Here is a 21,837-nt window from a genome sequence, read left to right on the forward strand (position 1 = left end):
ACCGAAATCGACTTACTTCGAAACGTTTTGCTCAAGTGCGTTCACACTCTCGCGATATCTCATTGATGTTTTGCTGTTCAGTTTTCAAGGTTCATATTAACGAAGTTAACGAGTTTCATTCTTCGTTACTCATATCCGTCCTCCAAAAGCGACTTCTCTAATATAACATTTCGTATTTGTAGAGTCAAGTGTTTTTCGAACTTCTTTTAAAACTTCTTTTCAAAATTTCTTTTCACTTTATCTCCCAAGCGACGTTAACTAGAATAACATGTTCAGCATTCATCTGTCAACTAGAAAAAAGGGACGAATGTAATTCGCCCCTTTTTCCTGTATCCAGTCAGATTACTTTGTAATCCCTATGATAGATTAATTCATTTTTAGAATCGCTCTGAACCACATGAATGAAGCCTTTATCAATCAAAAATTCGATGAATACCTCTAAATCAACTGAATACATTTTGGTTTCTTCGTGCTCGTGAAGCTGCTGTATTGTCCATATCTCTTGAGCCGCCATTACATCATTAATATGACGGGCTCCATCTGCTGTACGATTATGGATAAAGAACTCACTTGCAAGAAACAATAGTTCCAATCGTTTTTCTAAGGGTTCCTCACTCATGATAAGTTCTTCATATAGTTTATATATTGCCGGATCGATTCTTTTTACTTGGGACCACACTGTTACTTCCGGAAACAATCCATTCTCAATAACAGCTAGCCTTGCGAGGTGATGAAGTGATTTGACTACATGATGGTACGCATCCATGAAGTTTCCTTCTTCAAAAAACGTCTTACCTTCCATATAACCTCTAACTAACTTTGAAAACTCCAACCCCATTTTCATATTACGCCCCGAATAAGGATATTCCTGTAATTCAATTCTCATTTTTTCTACGAATTCATTTCGATCAAAAAAGACTTTTCCATAAAACAACCAGTCTACAACTTTCCTCTTTGTTCCTTGGACTACCCATTTCCGCAATTGCTTTTCACTAATTATATGCATAGCGGCTTTCTCATTTCCATTAGTGTAGTGTTTCGTAAAAATAGGGATTTCATCGTCAGCGGTTATGATGAGGAGAATCACATCGAATGTATCTGTAATCGGATCCCCTTTCCCTCTTTTCTCTACTAGAATGACGCCAAGCGTCTCTTGAAAACTTGCCCGCTCTTGATAAATTGGCCTTAATACCTGTTCCACTGCTACACCTCCCTGCCATTTCATTTCGACGAGAAGGTGCTTATATCCTTTAATCAAGTAGGATTGATACCGCGAAAAACGAAATATATGCTATAGTAATTGAGGATATATTGAGGAGGTATGATTGATGAAACCTTATAAAAATAAGATAAATCGAATTAGATCCTTTGCTCTTGCTCTAATATTTGCGGGAGTCGTTATTATGTACATCGGGATTTTCTTCAGAAAATACGAGATTGTCATGCTCATCTTCATGTTTCTTGGTGTTCTTGCTATTCTTGCCAGCACAGTTGTTTACGCGTGGATCGGAACACTTTCTACAAGGGCCGTCCAAATTACTTGTCCAAGTTGCGGAAAACAAACAAAAATGCTCGGACGCGTCGATATGTGTGGACACTGTCGTGAGCCCTTGACGCTTGACCCTTCATTAGAAGGTAAAGAGTTCGACGAAACATATAACCGACCAAAGAGTAAAGCAGCAGCCAAAGAAGAGCCTAAAAATTAAAAACGTCCGATGCCCCTTCATATAGAAGGAGTATCGGACGTTTTTAATTGACCTTTACAACGCTTGAAGCACAAGTCGGGCATGTACCATATACTTCTAGTCGATGGGAATTCACTTTGAATCCCGTTACATGAGAAGCTAAATGTTCCACTTCTTCTAGCCCGGGGTGATGAAAATCAACGATCGTTCCACATTCGTCACAGATTATATGATAGTGATCGTGAGTCACAAAATCAAAACGGCTCGAAGCATCTCCATACGAAAGTTCCTTAATGAGTCCGGCATTCCGGAATACACGAAGATTATTATATACTGTTGCGACACTCATATTAGGAAAATTGTTTTCAAGTGCTTTATATATATCGTCAGCCGTTGGATGTGACTCAGAAGAGATAAGATACTCTAAAATCGCATGCCGTTGAGGAGTAATTCTAACTCCACTACTTTTCAATGTGTCCAGCGCGTCTTTCAATCTCACTTCAGACATCGCTCTGCACCTCTATTCATAAAGATTCTTACTTTATAATTATTATCATTAGTGTACTTAAAATAGAGTACATATGTCAACTAAAGTGCTGTAAAGACCATTTCCTTTTGTCTATACCAATTACGCCTCGGCGTAATTGATTATCAGTAACCAAGCTTTAAATCAATTAAATTCGCTAAATCTCTTTCATTACGCAACCATTTTTCTAGATTTTCTTCAAATATGATGAGTGCTCTTTCAACATACTTGCCAGATAAACTTGATACATGCGGTGATACTGTGCAATTCGGGAGTTCCCATAGTTCATTTTCAACAGGGAGCGGTTCCGTTTCAAATACATCGAGCACAGCATGTCTGATTTCATCACTTTTCAATGCAGCTATCAGGTCTGCTTCATCGAAAAGGTCTCCACGACCGAAATTCATGAAGACGGCATTGTTCTTCATTGCCTTGAAATGTTCTGCATTGAGCATCCCTCTTGTGTCGGGCGTGCTAGGTAAAACAGATATGACAAAGTCTGCTTCTCCTAATTTATCCATCAATGCTTCATAAGTAATCGTTTCATCCATAGATTCGCTTTTCTTGCCTGATCGGTTACAACCAATTGTCCGAACCCCAAACGCCTGAAGTAAACGCCCAATTTCAGAACCAATTGCGCCAGGGCCTAAAATTAGTGCGGTTGAACCTTTTAACTCAATTGACCGGACTTTCCGACCCCACTCTTTTGACTGTTGTTGTTCCTGGATAAGCGGTAGTGACCGTTGCAGTGCTAAAATATGAGCAAGAACTGATTCGGCCATTGGAGTTTTATGAATGCCCTTTGCGTTAGACATTATGATATTTCGTTCTGCCACTTCAGCAACCGGTATTTTTTCTATGCCTGCGGATGCAACCATAATCCATTCCAACGACTTTGCCCTTTCCAACAAATCACTATCTACGTCAACGCCATATGTCACAATCGCAGTTGCCGTCTGGACTTCTTGATCTGCCGGCTTCTTATTAAAATGCATTGTCACTTGTGGAAATTTTGCAAGAAGCGCTTCTTCCTGGTGTTTCTTAATATCAAATGTGAAGAGTACATCCATTATTAATCACCCCTTCAAGAGTTTATTAGTTGTTCTAGAGTCGCAAGTGCTTCGTCTATATGTCCTTCAACTTTCACTTTACGCCACTCCTTAACGACTGTACCTGTTGGGTCAATCAAAAATGTTGAGCGTTCAATACCCATATATTCTTTACCGAACATTTTTTTCAATTTCCAGACGCCATATTTTTCAGCAACAGAATGCTCTCCATCTACAAGTAATGAAAATGGTAAGCCATGTTTTCCGATGAATTTCCCATGTGAAGCTTCATTATCCGGGCTAACCCCTAGTACAACAGCATTTAGCTTACTAAAATCTTCATATGCATCTCGGAAATTACATGCTTGCGTAGTGCAACCAGGTGTTGAATCTTTTGGATAAAAGTAGAGTACTACATACTTTTCACCAGCATAGTCTTTTAATGAAATCATTTCCCCGTTCTCATTCGGCAATGTAAATTCAGGTGCATGCATTCCTTCAAGTGTTGTCATTTTCCATTCCTCCAATGTATTCTTTCCTTAATCCTACAAGACACGCCCTTCAGTTTCAATTTCTTTGGCTATCTGAGACAATTTGTTTAGAATAGAGAGAGTAAAGAAATGAACGGAGGAATTTATAGTGATAAGAACGAATTCAGAGATTATTTATAATGAAGCGTGTGAACATATTGTTGGAGGCGTAAATAGTCCGTCGCGCGGATACCATGCAGTCGGTGGTGGTGCACCTACAGTTATGGAGCGTGCAGAAGGTGCTTATTTTTGGGATGTTGACGGTAACAAGTACATCGATTACCTAGCGGCTTACGGACCAATCATTACAGGGCATGCCCATCCGCATATCACTGAGGCAATTGTCAAAGCAGCGCAGACAGGTCTACTTTACGGAACACCTACTCGTCATGAAGTGAAATTCGCAAAAATGTTGAAAGAAGCAATGCCTGGCATGGATAAGGTTCGGTTTGTAAACTCTGGTACCGAAGCAGTTATGACGACAATTCGTGTGTCCCGCGCATATACTGGCCGGACCAAAATCATGAAATTCGCAGGCTGTTATCATGGTCATTCGGATTTAGTCCTAGTTGCAGCAGGCTCTGGACCAGCAACCCTTGGAACGCCCGATTCTGCAGGTGTCCCGGAGTCCATCGCTAAAGAAGTAATCACCATTCCATTCAATGATCCCGAAGCTTATAAAGAAGCAATGGAAACATGGGGCGACCAAATTGCATGTATTCTCGTCGAACCGATTGTCGGCAACTTTGGAATTGTTGAACCAAAAGAAGGATTTCTACAAATTGTCCATGATATCGCAGCTGAACATGGAGCACTTATCGTTTATGATGAAGTAATCACTGCTTTCCGTTTCCATTACGGTGGCGCTCAAGATATGCTTGGATTAACACCTGACCTTACTGCATTCGGCAAAATCATTGGTGGCGGTCTACCCATTGGTGCTTACGGCGGCAAAAAGGATATTATGGAACAAGTAGCGCCTCTTGGGCCTGCATATCAAGCGGGGACAATGGCTGGTAATCCGGCTTCCATGTTAGCAGGAATAGCTCTTCTCGAAGTTTTACAAACCCCTGGAATTTATGATGAAATGGACCGATTGGGGGCTATTCTCGAAGAGGGTATTTTGGAGTCCGCAAAGGAACACGGAATTACATTGACAACAAACCGCCTAAAAGGAGCACTCACGTTGTTTTTCACCGATGTAAAAGTAGAAAACTACGAACAGGCTGAAGCAACAGACGGTAAAGTGTTCGCGAAATTCTTTAAACTTATGTTAAAAAACGGCATCAATTTAGCCCCCTCGAAATACGAAGCGTGGTTTTTGACAACAGCTCATACTGAACAAGATATTATGGATACACTTGTTGCGGTTGATAAATCATTCAAAGAACTTGCAACACTCACAAACGGTTGACCTAGCGGAAAAAAGCTTTAACTTCATTTTGATGAAGTCTTCCACTTCTATTAGTGTTAGGAATTTGTAAAATAGGCCTCCAACTTGGAATGGGGAAAATTCCAGCTAAATGAAGTTACTGTCTCCAACGGATGCCACAGACTTTTTAGAGGAATGTATCGAGCAGGTTCGATAAAAGTCTGGGCGCAAATATGCCAAGGCGTATTTGATTAGAAAGGATAATCCTTATGATACTTGGTGCCCGCATATTTAAAACGGGCATTGCGATTGTGTTCGCATTGTTCCTAGCGGAAGCTTTGCAATTGCCACATCCATTATTTGCAGGAATCGCAGCCATATTCGCCATTCAGCCATCGATTTACAGATCTTACTTAACGATTATCGAGCAAATCCAAGGTAATATAATTGGTGCGGTCATTGCGATTTCATTGGTTCTATTATTGGGTAATCAGCTTGTTACGATAGGTCTTGCAGCAGTTATTATTATAATAATCATGAATAAATTCGGTCTTGAGAAATCCATTTCATTGGCACTCGTAGTGATGATTTCTATAATGGAAATTAAAGATGACGAATTCCTATCATTCGCCTTTCTCAGGTTCGTGACAATGATTCTAGGTATTCTAGCTGCTTTCGTTGTGAACTTGTTGTTCATGCCGCCTAAATATGAAACCAAATTATTTGAATCTATCCATATGGCACAAGATGAAATTATTCGTTGGACTCGCCTAGCTGGAAGGCAGGCTTCTGAACATATAGCAACAAAAAAGTCACTGAATAAGTTGAAGGAACGTCTCACACAAGTCGACCAACTTTATACTTTATTCAAAGAAGAACGTAGCTACTTTAAAAAGAACACAAGGAACAAATCTCGAAAGCTCGTCGTGTACAGACAAATGATCGCCACTTCAAGAAGCAGTTATGAGGTCTTAAAAAAACTACATCAATATGAAAATGAGCTAATTGAATTACCGGAACATTTCCGAATGATGGTGCAGGAACGACTTGATGCACTGCTGACATATCACGAACAGCTCCATCTGAAATTTGTTGGAAAACTGAAGTCTGATGCGGTAGGCACTAGTCCAAATGATGAATACATTCAGCGTTACGAAGTAATGGAGATATTTGCAAAAGAGATTGCGCTCACAAAAGAAGAAGAAGAGTTTTCGGCTTATCATCTACTTCATATCTTATCGTCTATCTTTAATTACGAAGAACAACTTGAACACTTTGACAAAATGATTGTTTTATTCCAAAAGTATCATCACAATAAAGTAAATACGAAAATAACTGAAGAAATCTACTAAAAAAAGTCCCACAAGCCGATAATTTAATCGGTTTGTGGGACTTTTTTCAATGCCTCAACTCTTCATTTTCGGATCCAGTGCATCACGTAAACCGTCACCCATTAAGTTGAAGCCAAGTACTGTCAGCATAATTGCAATTCCAGGGAAAATCATCGTCCAAGGTGCTGAATGAAGGAAACTTTTAGAATCAGCTAACATCTTTCCCCATTCAGGATCCGGAGCTTGTGCACCCAGACCCAAAAATCCAAGTGCGGCTGCCTCAAGAATTGCTGTAGCAACGGCAAGCGTTCCCTGAACAATTACGGGTGCCATCGAATTCGGCAAGATATGGGACACTAAAATCCGTGCATCTTTCATACCGATTCCTTTTGCTGCTGTAATATATTCATCTTCCTTAATGCTTAACACTTTTGAACGAATTAGCCTCCCAAAGTTCGGTACATTAATAATCGCAATTGCAATAAGGGCATTTCGTAAATTTGGTCCAAGTACAGAAACAATTGCAATTGCCAATAAGATAGAAGGAAACGCGAGCATAATATCGAATATACGTGAAATAATCGTATCAACCCAGCGTCCATAATACCCGGCTATAATCCCTAGTGCACTCCCTACAACGACCGATCCAATAACTGAGAAGAATCCAACCCATAGCGAAATTCGAGCACCGTGAATAATTCGGGAAAAAATATCCCTTCCAAGGTCATCTGTTCCAAACCAATATTCGCTAGAAGGAGGAAGAAGCCGGTCCGTTAGTTTTTGGTCGTTAATGCCTTCTAGTCCAATGTTCGAACCAAGATAACCTTGTTCAGCCGCAAAACCGAATCCCGCTAACAGGATAAAGAATAGAACAATAACCATGCCGACGACTGCAACTTTACTCTTTTTAAAGCCGTTCCAAGCTTCGCGCCATGGTCCTGCCATTTTTTCAGCTTTGACTTCTGTAACTCCATTTACTTTAGGTGCAAATTCAGACATTTACGCTCCCCCCTTCCTCAATCATATTTAATCCTCGGATCAATGAGACTATAGAGCAAATCGACAACTAGGTTAATTATTACAAAGAAGAGCGCAACTATAAGAATTGCTGACTGGATGACCGGATAATCTCGGAACCCAATTGCATCATATATATAACGACCCACGCCAGGCCAAGCGAAAATTGTCTCTGTTAAGATTGCGCCGCCTAATAACATGCCCATTTGTAAACCGATGATAGTTAAAACTGGGATAATTGCATTTTTAAGCGCATGTTTGTAAACTACCCAAAACATCTTTTGTCCTTTAGCGCGAGCTGTACGAATATAATCAGAACGCATTACTTCTAACATACTCGAGCGGGTCATCCGTGCAATAATCGCCATCGGAATTGTCGCTAGAGCTAAGCCCGGTAAAATTAGATGTCGGAAAACTTGCCACAACTGATCAAAGCGACCTTGAATAATCGTATCAAGTATATAGAGATTTGTTATAGCGTTGACAGGATCTCGCACTTGCTCACGCCCTCCTGTCGGCAACCATGAGTTTTCTACCGCAAAAACCCATTGTCCCATTAGACCAAGCCAGAAGATAGGCATAGATACACCAATTAACGCTAAAATCATCGCTGAATAATCAAACCATGAGTTTTGGAACCATGCTGAAATAATTCCTGCATTGATACCGATAATAACTGCTATAACAATAGCGAAAAGCGCTAATTCAAATGTGGCTGCCAAATAGGGCCAAATTTCATCTGCGACAGGTGCCCGCGTTCTCATTGATTCACCAAGATCGCCTTTGAAAAGATCACCAAGGTATTTAAAATACTGGATATACCAAGGATTATCCAGACCTAACTTTATCGTAAGCGCTTCCACAGATTCTTTAGTTGCCTGCTGTCCCAAAATAATCTGAGCTGGATTACCTGGAATTGCACGGATAATCATGAATACGATAAATGTCATTCCCAGCAAGACAGGAATGAGCTGCAGCAATCTTTTACCAATGTAGCTGAGCATAACTTTTCACCTCTCCAACTCTGCTATCAATTTGTATGTACAGATAATAAGAAAAGAGAAAGGGAGAAATCCGCTAGACCTCTCCCTTTCCTCTATACGCCCAATCTCTTACTTAAATTCTACTTTTGAAAGTAAATCAGATCCCGTTGGATGTGGAAGGAATCCTGTTAAATCTGTAGCTCCACCTAGTAATGGCGTAGAGTGAGCAAGTGGTACCCATGGAGCATCTCCATGAATGATGACCTGTGCTTCTTTATACAATTCATTACGCTTATCTTCATCGACTTCAGTTTGTGCAGCGATTAAGATATTATGGAGTTCTTCATTTTTATAGTACGTATAGTTGTTACTGCCAATATTGTCTTCATCTAGCAACACATATAAGAAGTTATCTGCATCTCCGTTATCCCCAGTCCAGCCAAGCATAAAAGCATCTGCATCTCCTTTACTTGCAAGTTCCAAGTAAGTTGCCCATTCATGTGAAACGATTTTCGCAGTAATTCCAATATCTGCGAGGTTTTTCTGAATAACTTCGGCTACCTTTTTACCATCTGGCATGTATGGACGTGGTACAGGCATTGCCCAAAGCTCCATTTCAAAACCATCTTCAAGTCCAACTGATTTTAGTAGTTCTTTTGCTTTTTCGGGATTATAGTCATATCCTTCAACATCTTCGTTATAACCTGAAATGGATGGCGGCATCGGATTTTTTGCGATATTCGCACGTCCTTCAAAGAATGAATCAATAATTGATTGTTTGTCAATTGCATGATTAATCGCTTGACGCACTTCCACTTTGTCAAATGGTGGGCGCGTAACTGTTAGACCTAAATAGCCAACGTTCATAGAAGGACGTTCAAACAATTGTAGACTTTCGTGGTCTTCAATTGACTTACCGTCAGATGGATTGATGCCATCTGCAAGTTCGATATCCCCTGCCATCAATGCGTTTAAACGCGCCGAGTTGTCAGGGATTGAACGGAAAATAACTTTCTTCAGTTTTGGTAAATCTTCGTCCCAATAATCTTCGAATTTCTCAATTGTAATTGTTTCATTCGGTTTCCATTCAACAAACTTAAATGGACCTGTCCCAACTGGGTTTCTTTCGAAGTCATCGTCACCTTTTTCAAATGCAGTAGGACTTGCAATAGCAAACATACTCATTGCAATATTTTTAAGGAATGGTGCTTGTGAACGAGTCAGTTTGATAATGACTGTATTATCACCATCTGCCGTTACCGAATCAATAACGTGTCCTTCGTCTCCTTTGAAACCACCAAACATTGAATTATAATACGGGAACTTTTCTGCATCCCCATTTGCCCAACGCTCGAAGTTTTTAACGACAGCTTCCGCATTGAAATCTGTTCCATCGTGGAATTTGACACCTTCACGAAGCTTAAATGTATACGTTAAACCATCTTCGCTTGGCTCCCACTCTGTTGCAAGTCCCGGATTTATCGTTGTATCTTCCTCGCCGAAATTCAAGAGTGTTTCATACAGGTTAACTGTTACTTTGAAGGATTCACCTTCTGTTACTCTTGATGGATCGAGTGAAGTTGAATCTCCACCACGTCCAAATACTAGAGTATCTTTTACATTTTGTACGTCTCCAGTGTTTTCTTCTTCCTTCTCGCCATCGCCCGTATCAGACGAACAAGCTGCAAGAGCAGTCGTAAGAATGAGGAGCAACATCAACGCAAGTGAACCTAGCTTTCCTTTTCTCATAAAGACCCCTCCATCTGTTTTATATCATTGTCTACCTGTTCACTGTAAAGGTGGCAGGCGACAGAATGACCCGACTCATATTCAACAAGCTGTGGTATAAACTTTGTGCAAATATCCATTTTAAAGGGGCAACGCGTATGAAACGTGCAGCCACTTGGAGGATTTGCAGGATTTGGAATATCCCCTTCAAGAAGAACTTGCTCTTTCTGGTAATCAGGATCTGGTACCGGCACTGCAGATAGCAGTGCCTGCGTATATGGATGAAGAGGTTTAGCATAAAGCTGCTCGCTTTTCGCCATTTCAACCATCTTCCCGAGATACATTACTCCAACGCGATCGCTTATATGGCGAACGACACCTAGATCATGCGCGATAAAGATATAAGTGAGATTAAATTCTTTCTGTAAGTCTTGCATTAAATTTAGCACTTGGGCTTGAATCGAAACGTCAAGCGCTGAAACAGGTTCATCTGCAATAATCAGTTTAGGGTTCGTCATCAATGCACGTGCAATACCGATACGCTGCCGCTGCCCTCCGCTAAATTGATGCGGATATCGCTTAGCATGATATCCGCTTAGACCGACTACCTCTAGAAATTCATTCACTTTCTTTTTCCGTTCTTTTGAATTATCAATACCGTGTACAATAAGCGGTTCTTCCAAAATTTTGCCGATTGTATGACGTGGATTCAACGACGCATAGGGATCCTGAAACACCATTTGGATATCCCGCCTAGTTCTCCGCATCTCTTCAGATGATAAAGAGGTCAAATCTTTCCCATCAAATTCAACTTTCCCCTCAGTTGGCTCCAGAAGACGCATTAACATTCGCCCTGTTGTAGACTTTCCACATCCAGATTCACCAACGATGCCGAGCGTCTCACCTTCATTCACGTAAAATGATACATCATCTACGGCCTTTACATAGCCGACTGTTCTGCCAAGAATTCCTTTTTTTACAGGGAAGTACTTTTTTAAACCTTCAACCTTTAATAAGGGCTTTGTCGTCATGCGTTTTCACCCCTTCTCTGTCATATAGGAAGCATCTCGTCTGGTGAAAATCTGAGGTTTCATAGAGTTCTGGGTCTTCAATTTGACAACGGTCAAATGCAAATTCACACCGGGATGCAAATCTGCATCCTTGCCGTATTGAACCCGGTTTCGGTACATTCCCCGGAATGGAGTAAAGCCTGTCCTTTTTATAGCGCATATCAGGAACGGATTGGATTAACCCTTTTGTATAAGGATGCTGTGGATTATCGAAAATTGTCTTAACAGATGCTTCTTCGATAATTTGACCGGCATACATGACAATGACACGTTCACATGTTTCTGCAACGACACCCAAGTCATGGGTGATTAGGAGCACTGCAGTATTCAATCGAGTGTTCAAATCCCTCATCAATTTAAGAATCTGTGCTTGAATCGTTACATCAAGAGCTGTTGTCGGTTCGTCAGCAATGAGTACTTTGGGATCACAGACAAGTGCCATCGCAATCATTACTCGCTGCCGCATTCCTCCTGATAACTGGTGAGGATAGTCTCTCATCATTTCCTTTGCACGAGGCAAGCCCACAAGTTGTAACATTTCTACTGCCCGTTCTGCTGCTCTTTTTTTTGACCAACCTTTTTCATGAATTAATACAGCTTCAATCATCTGATTACCAATTGAGAATAATGGATTTAATGAGGTCATCGGTTCTTGGAAAATCATTGCAATTTCATTCCCTCGAATATGACGCATCTGCTTTTCTGTCATTCCAAGTAAATCCTTATCTTCAAAAAGTATTTCTCCACCAACAATTTTGCCAGGAGGTTGTGGCACAAGTCCCATTATTGAGAGTGAAGTTACACTTTTTCCGCAGCCAGACTCCCCGACAATTCCAAGGATTTCACCTTCGTTCAAATGAAAGTCAATATGGTCTACGGCAGGTATTTCTCCTGAATCTGTAAAAAAGGTCGTCTGCAAATCTTTCACTTGAAGGACAGTTCGTCTTTCATCCATCAGATCACCTTTTTCTGAATTATCTAGATAGTTATATTATACAATTTTTCTCAACAAAGGCAATACTATCTTCATATATTAAGATACTAAAAAAAACCATCTCATTGAAATTTTTCATTTCAATGAGATGGTTTTTATTTGTTAATCTCCAAGCGTTTGTACTTGAAATAGACCATAATATATTCCTTGCAAAGCCATTAATTCTTTATGCGTTCCCATCTCTTTTAGCTGACCTGCATCAATAACGAGAATTTTATCAGCATGGGTAATTGTTGACAATCTATGTGCAACAATTAGCGTTGTTCGTTCATTAGCCAATTTTTCTAGCGATTCTTGAATGAGCGCTTCGCTTTCAAGGTCAAGTGCTGATGTCGCTTCATCCAATATTAAGAGCGGTGGATTTTTCAAAAAGACACGCGCAATCGCAATTCTTTGCTTCTGACCACCTGAAAGTTTCACGCCACGTTCCCCAACTTTTGTATCGTACCCAAGGGGCAGTGTCTCGATGAATTCATGGGCATTTGCAGCCTTCGCAGCTGCAATAACTTCTTCGTCGGTTGCATCCGATTTCCCCATCAATATATTACTTTTCACAGAATCACTAAACAAAATCGTATCTTGCAAAACAATTCCAATCTGTTCGCGTAAAGACTTTATGTTAACGTCACGAAGATCATGTCCATCGACAAAAACAGCACCGCCCGTCACATCGTGAAAACGAGGTATCAAACCGACAATCGTCGATTTCCCTCCACCACTCATGCCTACAAATGCGATTGTTTCGCCTGGTTCAACAACGAAATTAATCCCATTCAGGACAGGTACTCCACCCTCTTCATAAATAAAGCTGACATTATCAAATTCGATTTTCCCGTCGATAGGCGGAAGTTCAATTGCACTAGGCTTGTTTGTAATATCATATTCCTGTTCCATTAAATCAAAAACTCGGTCCATCGACGCAAATGATTGGGTGAGCGATGTCGATGCATTAACCAGTCTCCGAAGTGGGTTATATACCCTGTCGATGTAAGCGATGAAAGCCACCATCGTTCCGATTGACAAATCATTGTTGATGACTTGATAGCCCGCATAGGCAATGACTAGTAGAGGTGCAACATCTGTAATCGTATTTACGACAGCAAACGCTTTCGCATTCCACCTTGTATGATCAAGGGCTTTATCGAGAAAATTGCCATTTGTTTTATTGAAACGCCCTTGTTCTTCTTCCTCAAGTGAAAAACTTTTAATAACGCTTACTCCCGCCACTCGTTCATGTAAGTAACTTTGAACATCCGCAAGCGCTTGAGAACGTTTCCCTGTCAACTCCCGCAGTTTTCCAAAGAAATGCTTGACGCTATATGCGTAGAAAGGGAATGCAAGTAGTGTGACAAGCGTCAGAGGAACGTCCATTGTCAACATGATGGTAACTGCTATGATAATTGTAGCAAGGTCTAGCCAGACATTCATAAGTCCAATCATTACAAAGTTTTTCGTTTGCTCAACGTCATTAATCACCCGTGAAATGATTTCTCCGGCTCGTGTATTTGAGTAGTAGGTTAGACTCAATTTTTGTAGATGCGAATACAATTCTTTACGGATATCATATAAAATTTTATTGCTCACATACTGAGCGTAATATTGCCGGTAATACTCAACTGGCGGCCTGATTATAAAGAACACGAGTACTGTCCCACCAAGCCAATAGAATAACTGTTTTGTCATCTCAGCTGCAGTAAGCGTTTCCGATAAGATGATATTATCGATAACAATCTTCATCAGTAACGGAATGAATAACGGGATTGCAAATTTCACAATTCCGATAAGAATCGTCAAGGCGATTAGCCAGTTGTATGGTTTAACAAACTTCATGTATCGTTTTATACTGTCACCCATCTTTTTACCTCCTACTAAGAAAAGCGTAAGGCGTAAGGCGCCTGGAGTCTAGAGTCTAGACACCGACCCGTGTAGAAAAAGCCTGCCGCAAACAATCGCGATCAGGCTTTCACTTATCGTTCTTGACCTGTTTATGAAATTCATACCTCGACGTCCATACTTCAATGAAGTCGGGTGCGAACGGTCCTCTGCGCTGTTTGATCCAACCTAGCAGAGTCTCCAAGTTCTTTTGTAATATCTGATCAATAACATCTGGATAGCCCATCTGTTTCCTATGATCCGCATACTCGTCCTCATCAAGGATCATATAACTCATATCAGGAAAGACTTTTACATCTAAATCATAATCGATATATTTCAGCGATTTATTATCGTAGATGAATGGCGAGCTCATGTTGATATAATAGTAAACGCCATCTTCCCTAAGCATACAAATAATATTAAACCAGTGTTCGGCGTGAAAATAGCAAATCGAAGGTTCACGTGTCAACCATGTACGCCCATCCGATTCCGTAACCAGCGTTCTTTCATTAGCACCAATGACAATGTTACGCGTGCCTTTCAACACTAATGTCTCCTGCCAAACGCGATGGATTTTACCATTATGTTTATAGCTATGTACTTGTATCGTTTCTCCTTCTGTAGCAATCGTCATGAATAACCCACCTTTTGGTTGCCGGAAAATTTCGAAGCCGCTATTATTTCATCATTATACCAACAGAACGGTACTATTTGAAACCATTCAACTCTTTTTTCCTTTCACGACGTTACTTTTAGATACAAAAAACCGACAGAAGCATATAGCTTCTGTCGGCCGGCGGTATCCATCTACTTATTTCGAACCGTTTTCGAACTGATTCGCGCGTTGTCCAGAAGCATTTGTTTTGTTGGCTTCTGATTGTTGGTTTTGTCTCCTAACCTGATTAACATCAGTTTCGGAACCAAACTCCTCAGTCATCGCATTTGTTTGGTTTTGGTATTGCCCTTGTTGCTGTGATTGCTGGTTTTGTCTTCTAACTTGATTTACATCAGTTTCAGAAGCAAACTCCCCAGCCATCGCGTTTGTGTTCTGGTTTTGTTTTCGTTGTTGTGATTGCTGATTTTGTTTCCTTACCTCGTTTACATCAGTTTGGTTCGGGTTGTTTTTAGTCAATGGATTTTCACCTCCGTGCAACTATCATGTGCAAAGAAGCATTTATTATTCATTTGGAATATTTTACAGCAATACTGAACGTCCTCCGTCGACGATTATTGTCTGTCCTCGGATCATATCCGAATCGTCCGAAATGAGGAACATAGCCGTTTTCACCATGTCTCTGATTTCAACCATTCGACCCGCAGGCGTATTAATACGTGCATCTTCAAGCAACTCTTCCCGATTTGGGAAGTGTTTCAACGCTTCCGTGTCAAGCGCACCACCTGAAACTGTATTCACTGCAATTCCCATTGGAGCAAGTTCAACTGCCAAATAGCGGGTAATCGACTCAATTGCCGCTTTTGAAACACCGACTGTGGTGTAATTTTCAAGGTAACGGATAGACCCAAGCGAACTAACACCGATGATTTTCCCGCCTTTATCCATTAGTTTTGCTGCTTCCTGAGCTCCGAACAACATCGCTTTTGCGTTTATATTCATTGTCCAGTCCCAGTGTGTCTCTTCTAGTTCCATGATTGGGCGCAAAACACCTGATGCCGCATTTGATACAAATACATCCAACCGTCCAAATTCCTCTTTCACTTGCTCAAACATCACGCGAAGCTTTTTAACGTCACCAACGTTTGCGCGAATCATAATCGCACGCCTACCAAGTGCTTCAATTTCTTTCACTGTTTCTTCTGCCGCGGAACGGCTCCTTGCATAATTTACAACAATATCATAGCCTTCTTTTGCAAGTTCAATCGCTAGGGCTTTTCCTAGTCCCCTTGAGCTTCCAGTCACCATTGCCACTTTATTTTCAGTCATTATTTTATTCCCCCTCGTTTAATTTCTTCCCAAATTTTCAACACTGGAACAGGTTTCGGCAACGCTTCTACCTCTTCTTGTGTGAAAAAGTGGTAACCTTCCAAGATTGTATCCATTTTCTCAATACGGGCGCTATAACTTTTCATTTCCCAAGTCAAATGGGTAAATATATGTTTGAAAGATAATATTTCAACTACATCCATCAGTTCGATAGCAAAATGCTCATGTGCCATTTCTTCTAGTGGTTGATTTTTTGCAGACTCTACCATTGGAAATTCCCATAAACTAGCCAATAGTCCTTTTGAGGGTCGCTTTCTCAGCAGCCACTCACCTTGCCTATTTTGAACCGCAAATGCAGTAACAGGTATGATTTTCTTTTTTATTTTTTTCGTCTTGACAGGCAATTCTTCCTGCCTACCTTCGTGAAACGCTAAACAAAAGTCCCTAACTGGACACAGTAAACATCTGGGTTTAGGTGTACAAATCGTCGCCCCAAGTTCCATAAGTCCTTGGTTGAAGGAAGAAGGATCATCTTTGTCTATTAAATCCATGACCACCGCTTCAAAAATCTTTTTTGTCCGTGGAATTGAAATATCTTCTTCTATTAGAAGTAATCTGGAAATGACACGCATGACATTGCCGTCAATCGCATGCTCCGGAACACCATAGGCAATACTGAGCACAGCTCCTGCAGTGTACGGTCCAACACCTTTTAGCGTAGATATTTCCGCGCGATTTGAAGGCACTTTTCCACCGTAATCTGAAATAACTTCTCTAACACCAGTTTGGAGATTTCTTACCCGGGAATAATAACCGAGACCTTCCCACATTTTCAATAAATCATTTTCTTCGGCATCAGCTAGTGCTTTCATCGTCGGAAAGCTTTCAAGAAACCGTTTATAATAAGGTATTACTGTATCGACTCTAGTTTGTTGCAACATCACTTCTGAAACCCAAATATGATATGGATCAGACGTCTTCCGCCAAGGTAAGTCTCTTTTTTCGCGTCTATACCACGAAAGAAGAGATTTACGGAATTCATCTTTATTTATTATTATTTGCATCATTTCCTCCTTATCGCATATGCTTATCTTTGAGCATAAAAGGGTAGTGTTATGTATATGGCTTTTTATAAAGTCTATCCAATGCCGGTCGGAAACGTTTTGGCCAAAGGAGTGATTATTTGGATACTGGAACGCATATCGTCATGGGTTTAGCACTTGGTGGACTCGCTCTCGCAGATCCCGTCGTTGCGACTGAGAGTGCTACAATGAGCGCAGTTGTTGCTGGCGTCATTATTGGCTCACTTATCCCAGACGTAGATACCGTTTTAAAACTAAGAAATAATGCTGTCTATATACGGCATCACAGAGGAATAACACATTCAATTCCAGCGGTATTATTATGGCCGCTTGTTATTACTCTACTCATGTCGTTTTTTGTACCTGATGCTAACTTCATACATGTGTGGGCTTGGACTTTTCTAGCCGTATTTCTCCACGTATTCGTTGATATTTTTAATTCCTATGGAACGCAGGCTTTAAGGCCATTCTCCAACAAATGGGTCGCTATCGGCGTCATCAACACGTTCGATCCGATTATTTTCGTATTACATGCTATTGCTCTGATTATATGGGCAATGGGTGCAAATCCGGTTTATACGATTTTGATACTGTACACCATCATTTTCTTTTATTATTTACTGCGTTTTGCCGTTAAGTCTGCAGTCAAAAAAGCTGTCAAAAATACAGTTCCCGATGCAGTAGAAATTATTATTGCACCAACGATTCGCTTTTTCCATTGGAAAGTGGCTGTTTCTTCAAAGACGTGTCATTACGTCGGACGTGCTTACGGAAGATCTGTTAATATTTACGACCAGTTCGACAGAGAGCCGATGCCGTTATCCCCTGAAATAGATGTAGCGATGAATGATAAGAACATCAAAGCTTTCACATCTTTTTCTCCCATCTACAGATGGTCAATCACGACGATTGGCGATATATGCGAAGTCCGTCTTATTGACCTTCGCTACCGCAGTAAAGGTTATTATCCTTTTGTCGCAGTAGTGCATATCGATAAGGATTTGAATGTCCTAAATTCATACACGGGATGGATTTTTTCTGAGGATAAGCTTAATAAAAAGCTTAACTTCAGTCCAAACTCTTAAAAACTGATTGAAACTAATGAATCATAATAGATAGAGAAAATTATAGATACATTTCTCTATCTATTATTTATTACTTACCCTCTTTTACCGATTTCAACATTGCAATTGGTAATGCCTCATCCGCACGTTCTCCACCTAGCCTGTAACCCCATGCAAAACGACCTTTTAAGTAATCAACCTGGAAAAACATACCTTCATCCCCTTCAATACGGTACATTTCTCCAGGCACGATTGTTTTCGGATCAATTAAATAAGACTGTGCCATAACCACTTTTCGCTGATACACCGCAAATTCATTCATAATTCCAAGTTGCTCGGCCTTACGTGCTTTTTCACGAAGCCTTCCGATTTCTGTACGCAGCTCATGTTCCGTCATTTCACTATACTTTTTTTCAATCTCCATCTTCCTCAATCTCCTTCTTTTCGATAAACTGATCGATTCGTTCAATAGGAATCCCTTTTTGATACATTGCCTGTTTCACTTTATCATTTAAGGTTCGTCCGTTAAACTTTGAACTGTATCGATTCCATGCTTTCTCTCCGACTGTTTCAGCAATCGCTTTCCATTCATCTTCTTCACGGTCGAAGTCTATATTCGCAAGCGCCTTCTTAATCAGGTCAAATGAATATCCTTTACGTAGCAGTGCATTTTGAATCTTTTGTTTTAATTGGGCGGGTACTGCGGAACGATTAGCATTCGCTGTCTTTTCAGCAAGCCTCGTTGCAATTTCAAGTTGTTCATCTTCTGAATAAGATTCAAGTACTTTATTTTGTACTTCCTTTTCTATCCCTTTTTTATGCATTTCCTGTTGAATTGCTCTAGGCCCTTTACTGGACGAGTTTTTTCGGGTTCGAAGTAATGCTTCCGAGAATGATTCATCATTAAGGAATCCAAGGCTTTTCAATTTCACAAGCGCTTCCAGTACTATCGCTTCTCCATACCCTAAGTCCAAAAGCTTCTTCTTCACTTCAAACTCACTGCGCATTCTAAACCCCAAATAATGGAGCGCACGGTTAAAAGCTTTTCGAATTTCATCTTCATAGACCATCTCGTCAATTGACCATTCTTCAAGCGTCATCCCTTTTGTTAGACCAAATTTAACGAGAACTGATTCATGGACGCTGTAAGCATACTTTTCATCCAAGAAAATATTATATCTTTCAAGATCCTTTTTCTGTTGTGATATTTTTGTAATTACAGGCACTTTTAACACGCCTCCCCTGCTTTCTATTAGTATACATGTTCCGTCCTTGTGCTTCAGCCTAATTTGTCTCAATATGGGGTATATAATACTAACGGGGGTGTAGGTTAATGAAAATCGTCATTGCAGGCGGCTCGGGTTTCGTCGGACAGAAATTGACGGCCACACTATTGAATGAAGGACATGAAATTATAATTTTATCCAGGAGAGAAAGTAAGAGAGATGGCAATGTTAGGTATGTATCGTGGCTCCAAGAAGGTAATCAGCCTGAACTTGAAATTATTTCCGCTGACGTCTTTGTTAACCTTGCTGGCGTGTCCATCAATGAAGGACGTTGGACGGAAAAGCATCGTAAACAAATTTATGAGAGTCGGATGGAAGCGACTGATGAATTGCTGCGAATTATTTCGGCATTGAGCGAAAAGCCGTCAGTACTGGTCAATGCGAGTGCGATTGGTATTTATACAGCATCAGAAAGCACTATATATACAGAGGAGTCTACTGATTACGCAGAAGACTTTCTTGGTAAGACTGTTACCGACTGGGAAATGAAAGCTAGCTCTGTGAAATCCAATAATACTCGGTCCGTTTTCATGCGATTTGGTGTCATTCTTGGAAAAGATTCTGGTGCCTTACCACTTATGGTAATGCCGTACAGATTATTTGCTGGGGGAACCGTTGGGTCGGGCAATCAGTGGGTATCATGGGTCCACATTGATGATGTCGTGCGTGCAATCGTATTTGCCATCAATAACGAAAACCTTCACGGCCCTGTAAATGTTACATCGCCTTTCCCTAAGAGAATGAAGTATTTCGGAAAAACGATTGGAGCTGTGCTTCATAGACCTCACTGGATTCCTGTTCCCTCATTCGTAATGAAAGTCGTACTAGGTAAAAAAAGTGCACTTGTTTTGGAAGGACAGCATGTAATACCTGAAAAGTTATTGAACAACAAGTTTGAATTCCGATTTGCGACACTCGAGTCAGCTTTAAGTGAGTTATATAAGAAAGACGTATAAATTAGTTTCCTTCGCACATCCTATCGCAAAAGGAAAGGTGCGTTTACAATGGTAAAACAACATGTTTTTGGTTTTTTCTTAGCTACTTTAGTCGTTTTGGTAGGTTTTGTTTTCAATCCCTTTTCAGCAATTGCAGAGGAATTTCATTGGGGCTTTAAGAAATCCATCAATGGAGTGCCACCAAGTGCCGGCGCAGCACTTGACTCTATGCTCGACAATCATGGAGCCATTTACAAAGGAAAGCCCGATGAAAAATTCATCTATTTAACGTTTGATAACGGTTACGAAAATGGCTATACAGAAACTATTTTGGATACTTTAAAAAAGGAAGAAGTTCCTGCTACGTTCTTTCTAACAGGCCATTATTTAAAAAGCGCATTGCCACTTGTAAAAAGGATGATTGCGGATGGCCATGGGATTGGCAATCACTCCTATGATCACCCCAACATGGCAAACCTTTCCGAACAACGAATGGAAGAGGAATGGACTAAGTTTGATAAGCTCCTCCAAAAGGAAACAGGCGTTGACCGAACCTACTACACACGCCCCCCTGAAGGCGTATTCAATGACCAAGTTCTTGCTAAAGGTAATGAACTCGGATACAGGCATATCTTCTGGTCGATCGCATTCATTGATTGGCACGCTGATAAACCAAAAGGCCGTGATTACGCATATGGCGAATTGATGAAACAACTCCATCCAGGAGCCGTCATTCTAATGCACACGGTTTCTTCTGATAATGCACAAGCTCTGCCTTCATTCATCCAAGATGCTAAGAAAGCGGGCTATTCATTCCTAACGCTCGACGACCTTGTCTTTGAATATGAAAACATAAACTCTATTCTTAGGTGAAAGTAATCAGAAAAAACGTCCTCTTTATTCGGTGGACGTTTTTCCCTGATTATATAATGAAATAAAGACGAGCATGCCGCCTCCTATGAATGGAAAACTAATTATGTACTAATGTATACCCCCGTGGCATTCAAACTATTCTATGTGCTTGAAAAACAACCTTTTCATATGAATACCTTAGAAATCATAAAGGCCCAGTCCATATCTGATTATCAGAATACGACTGAGCCTTTATGTATGAATTAAACCTTCACTTTCCATTTCCATTTGCATAAGTCGTATTCGTCTCCCGGCATACTGCCAGCGGACCTTTACGAATCCCCTCCTTCTAATTATCTATCACTTCTTCCTTTACTATCACTTCTTCTATACTATCCCTTTCTACGTAGTCTTTAATTTTCGAATTAGTCGTTTTTCAACGTGCTTAGCAATGATTTGGAGCATCGCCTCCGCTAACTATTATTTGAAACAACGAATCTTGCATAGTTAAGCTAA

Annotated in this window: 22 protein-coding genes; 6 read left to right on the top strand and 16 right to left on the bottom strand. The window is 40.6% G+C overall.

Annotated features, from left to right (window positions below; translation table 11 throughout):
* Window positions 1-337 precede the first annotated feature (337 nt).
* The gene (locus AC1TO6_RS17815) at window positions 338-1,201 is read right to left on the bottom strand and encodes a nucleotidyltransferase-like protein (RefSeq protein WP_482102970.1); all 864 of its coding nucleotides are present in this window, start codon (window positions 1,199-1,201) and stop codon (window positions 338-340) included.
* Between the two features lie 127 nt (window positions 1,202-1,328).
* Between AC1TO6_RS17815 and AC1TO6_RS17820 the strand changes: the two genes are divergently transcribed.
* Window positions 1,329-1,706, top strand: a complete 378-nt coding sequence (locus tag AC1TO6_RS17820; protein WP_482102971.1) for a YgzB family protein — start codon at window positions 1,329-1,331, stop codon at window positions 1,704-1,706.
* A 43-nt stretch (window positions 1,707-1,749) separates the two neighbouring features.
* On the opposite strand, the gene perR is transcribed toward AC1TO6_RS17820, so the two are convergent.
* The 3 genes from perR to bcp all read right to left on the bottom strand — a co-directional run bounded on the left by perR (window position 1,750) and on the right by bcp (window position 3,772).
* The gene (perR, locus tag AC1TO6_RS17825) at window positions 1,750-2,193 is read right to left on the bottom strand and encodes a peroxide-responsive transcriptional repressor PerR (RefSeq protein WP_482102972.1); all 444 of its coding nucleotides are present in this window, start codon (window positions 2,191-2,193) and stop codon (window positions 1,750-1,752) included.
* 143 nt (window positions 2,194-2,336) lie between these two features.
* Entirely contained in the window at window positions 2,337-3,281 is a 945-nt protein-coding gene (locus tag AC1TO6_RS17830) for a D-2-hydroxyacid dehydrogenase (protein ID WP_482102973.1), read from the bottom strand.
* A gap of 14 nt (window positions 3,282-3,295) precedes the next feature.
* On the bottom strand, window positions 3,296-3,772 hold the full coding sequence (gene bcp, locus AC1TO6_RS17835) for a thioredoxin-dependent thiol peroxidase (RefSeq protein WP_482102974.1): 477 nt from the start codon (window positions 3,770-3,772) through the stop codon (window positions 3,296-3,298).
* Between the two features lie 127 nt (window positions 3,773-3,899).
* On the opposite strand from bcp, the gene AC1TO6_RS17840 reads away from it, so the two are divergent.
* Complete coding sequence (locus tag AC1TO6_RS17840) at window positions 3,900-5,204, top strand: glutamate-1-semialdehyde 2,1-aminomutase (protein WP_482102975.1); 1,305 nt, start codon at window positions 3,900-3,902, stop codon at window positions 5,202-5,204.
* Between the two features lie 227 nt (window positions 5,205-5,431).
* Complete coding sequence (locus AC1TO6_RS17845) at window positions 5,432-6,514, top strand: FUSC family protein (RefSeq protein WP_482102976.1); 1,083 nt, start codon at window positions 5,432-5,434, stop codon at window positions 6,512-6,514.
* Between the two features lie 54 nt (window positions 6,515-6,568).
* On the opposite strand, the gene AC1TO6_RS17850 is transcribed toward AC1TO6_RS17845, so the two are convergent.
* The 10 genes from AC1TO6_RS17850 to mutY all read right to left on the bottom strand — a co-directional run bounded on the left by AC1TO6_RS17850 (window position 6,569) and on the right by mutY (window position 17,166).
* Window positions 6,569-7,492, bottom strand: coding sequence for an ABC transporter permease (locus tag AC1TO6_RS17850; protein ID WP_482102977.1), 924 nt, complete (start codon window positions 7,490-7,492; stop codon window positions 6,569-6,571).
* A gap of 17 nt (window positions 7,493-7,509) precedes the next feature.
* On the bottom strand, window positions 7,510-8,514 hold the full coding sequence (locus AC1TO6_RS17855; RefSeq protein WP_482102978.1) for an ABC transporter permease: 1,005 nt from the start codon (window positions 8,512-8,514) through the stop codon (window positions 7,510-7,512).
* Between the two features lie 108 nt (window positions 8,515-8,622).
* Entirely contained in the window at window positions 8,623-10,242 is a 1,620-nt protein-coding gene (locus tag AC1TO6_RS17860; protein WP_482102979.1) for an ABC transporter substrate-binding protein, read from the bottom strand.
* Complete coding sequence (locus AC1TO6_RS17865; RefSeq protein ID WP_482102980.1) at window positions 10,239-11,252, bottom strand: ABC transporter ATP-binding protein; 1,014 nt, start codon at window positions 11,250-11,252, stop codon at window positions 10,239-10,241. The genes AC1TO6_RS17860 and AC1TO6_RS17865 overlap by 4 nt, the downstream gene beginning before the upstream one ends.
* Complete coding sequence (locus tag AC1TO6_RS17870; RefSeq protein WP_482102981.1) at window positions 11,224-12,246, bottom strand: ABC transporter ATP-binding protein; 1,023 nt, start codon at window positions 12,244-12,246, stop codon at window positions 11,224-11,226. The genes AC1TO6_RS17865 and AC1TO6_RS17870 overlap by 29 nt, the downstream gene beginning before the upstream one ends.
* Before the next feature lie 141 nt (window positions 12,247-12,387).
* Window positions 12,388-14,139 carry an ABC transporter ATP-binding protein gene (locus AC1TO6_RS17875; RefSeq protein WP_482102982.1) on the bottom strand — a complete coding sequence of 584 codons (1,752 nt, stop codon included), beginning with the start codon at window positions 14,137-14,139 and terminating at the stop codon, window positions 12,388-12,390.
* Between the two features lie 109 nt (window positions 14,140-14,248).
* A complete protein-coding gene (ntdP, locus tag AC1TO6_RS17880) occupies window positions 14,249-14,794 on the bottom strand; it encodes a nucleoside tri-diphosphate phosphatase (protein ID WP_482102983.1) in 546 nt (181 codons plus the stop codon).
* 177 nt (window positions 14,795-14,971) lie between these two features.
* Window positions 14,972-15,292, bottom strand: coding sequence for a gamma-type small acid-soluble spore protein (locus AC1TO6_RS17885; protein ID WP_482102984.1), 321 nt, complete (start codon window positions 15,290-15,292; stop codon window positions 14,972-14,974).
* 63 nt (window positions 15,293-15,355) lie between these two features.
* A complete protein-coding gene (gene fabL / locus AC1TO6_RS17890; protein WP_482102985.1) occupies window positions 15,356-16,102 on the bottom strand; it encodes an enoyl-[acyl-carrier-protein] reductase FabL in 747 nt (248 codons plus the stop codon).
* The gene (gene mutY / locus AC1TO6_RS17895; RefSeq protein ID WP_482102986.1) at window positions 16,102-17,166 is read right to left on the bottom strand and encodes an A/G-specific adenine glycosylase; all 1,065 of its coding nucleotides are present in this window, start codon (window positions 17,164-17,166) and stop codon (window positions 16,102-16,104) included. The genes fabL and mutY overlap by 1 nt, the downstream gene beginning before the upstream one ends.
* 119 nt (window positions 17,167-17,285) lie before the next feature.
* On the opposite strand from mutY, the gene AC1TO6_RS17900 reads away from it, so the two are divergent.
* The gene (locus AC1TO6_RS17900; RefSeq protein WP_482102987.1) at window positions 17,286-18,269 is read left to right on the top strand and encodes a metal-dependent hydrolase; all 984 of its coding nucleotides are present in this window, start codon (window positions 17,286-17,288) and stop codon (window positions 18,267-18,269) included.
* Window positions 18,270-18,339: 70 nt separating this feature from the next.
* On the opposite strand, the gene AC1TO6_RS17905 is transcribed toward AC1TO6_RS17900, so the two are convergent.
* The gene (locus AC1TO6_RS17905; protein WP_482102988.1) at window positions 18,340-18,672 is read right to left on the bottom strand and encodes a YfhH family protein; all 333 of its coding nucleotides are present in this window, start codon (window positions 18,670-18,672) and stop codon (window positions 18,340-18,342) included.
* Window positions 18,662-19,474 carry a recombination regulator RecX gene (gene recX, locus AC1TO6_RS17910; RefSeq protein WP_482102989.1) on the bottom strand — a complete coding sequence of 271 codons (813 nt, stop codon included), beginning with the start codon at window positions 19,472-19,474 and terminating at the stop codon, window positions 18,662-18,664. The genes AC1TO6_RS17905 and recX overlap by 11 nt, the downstream gene beginning before the upstream one ends.
* A 107-nt stretch (window positions 19,475-19,581) precedes the next feature.
* On the opposite strand from recX, the gene AC1TO6_RS17915 reads away from it, so the two are divergent.
* Both AC1TO6_RS17915 and AC1TO6_RS17920 read left to right on the top strand, forming a co-directional pair.
* Window positions 19,582-20,490, top strand: a complete 909-nt coding sequence (locus AC1TO6_RS17915) for a TIGR01777 family oxidoreductase (protein WP_482102990.1) — start codon at window positions 19,582-19,584, stop codon at window positions 20,488-20,490.
* Window positions 20,491-20,538: 48 nt separating this feature from the next.
* A complete protein-coding gene (locus AC1TO6_RS17920; RefSeq protein ID WP_482102991.1) occupies window positions 20,539-21,342 on the top strand; it encodes a polysaccharide deacetylase family protein in 804 nt (267 codons plus the stop codon).
* Window positions 21,343-21,837: the final 495 nt, after the last annotated feature.

The sequence above is a fragment of the Sporosarcina sp. Y352 genome (genome assembly GCF_056786535.1).

What these genes read in the sequence shown, in the direction of transcription:
- AC1TO6_RS17820 (WP_482102971.1), top strand. Translation starts at nt 1,329, where the DNA reads ATGAAACCTTATAAAAATAAGATAAATCGAATTAGATCCTTTGCTCTT.
- perR (WP_482102972.1), bottom strand. Translation starts at nt 2,193, where the DNA reads ATGTCTGAAGTGAGATTGAAAGACGCGCTGGACACATTGAAAAGTAGT.
- AC1TO6_RS17830 (WP_482102973.1), bottom strand. Translation starts at nt 3,281, where the DNA reads ATGGATGTACTCTTCACATTTGATATTAAGAAACACCAGGAAGAAGCG.
- bcp (WP_482102974.1), bottom strand. Translation starts at nt 3,772, where the DNA reads ATGACAACACTTGAAGGAATGCATGCACCTGAATTTACATTGCCGAAT.
- AC1TO6_RS17845 (WP_482102976.1), top strand. Translation starts at nt 5,432, where the DNA reads ATGATACTTGGTGCCCGCATATTTAAAACGGGCATTGCGATTGTGTTC.
- AC1TO6_RS17850 (WP_482102977.1), bottom strand. Translation starts at nt 7,492, where the DNA reads ATGTCTGAATTTGCACCTAAAGTAAATGGAGTTACAGAAGTCAAAGCT.
- AC1TO6_RS17855 (WP_482102978.1), bottom strand. Translation starts at nt 8,514, where the DNA reads ATGCTCAGCTACATTGGTAAAAGATTGCTGCAGCTCATTCCTGTCTTG.
- AC1TO6_RS17860 (WP_482102979.1), bottom strand. Translation starts at nt 10,242, where the DNA reads ATGAGAAAAGGAAAGCTAGGTTCACTTGCGTTGATGTTGCTCCTCATT.
- AC1TO6_RS17865 (WP_482102980.1), bottom strand. Translation starts at nt 11,252, where the DNA reads ATGACGACAAAGCCCTTATTAAAGGTTGAAGGTTTAAAAAAGTACTTC.
- AC1TO6_RS17870 (WP_482102981.1), bottom strand. Translation starts at nt 12,246, where the DNA reads ATGGATGAAAGACGAACTGTCCTTCAAGTGAAAGATTTGCAGACGACC.
- AC1TO6_RS17875 (WP_482102982.1), bottom strand. Translation starts at nt 14,139, where the DNA reads ATGGGTGACAGTATAAAACGATACATGAAGTTTGTTAAACCATACAAC.
- ntdP (WP_482102983.1), bottom strand. Translation starts at nt 14,794, where the DNA reads ATGACGATTGCTACAGAAGGAGAAACGATACAAGTACATAGCTATAAA.
- fabL (WP_482102985.1), bottom strand. Translation starts at nt 16,102, where the DNA reads ATGACTGAAAATAAAGTGGCAATGGTGACTGGAAGCTCAAGGGGACTA.
- mutY (WP_482102986.1), bottom strand. Translation starts at nt 17,166, where the DNA reads ATGCAAATAATAATAAATAAAGATGAATTCCGTAAATCTCTTCTTTCG.
- AC1TO6_RS17905 (WP_482102988.1), bottom strand. Translation starts at nt 18,672, where the DNA reads ATGGAGATTGAAAAAAAGTATAGTGAAATGACGGAACATGAGCTGCGT.
- AC1TO6_RS17915 (WP_482102990.1), top strand. Translation starts at nt 19,582, where the DNA reads ATGAAAATCGTCATTGCAGGCGGCTCGGGTTTCGTCGGACAGAAATTG.
- AC1TO6_RS17920 (WP_482102991.1), top strand. Translation starts at nt 20,539, where the DNA reads ATGGTAAAACAACATGTTTTTGGTTTTTTCTTAGCTACTTTAGTCGTT.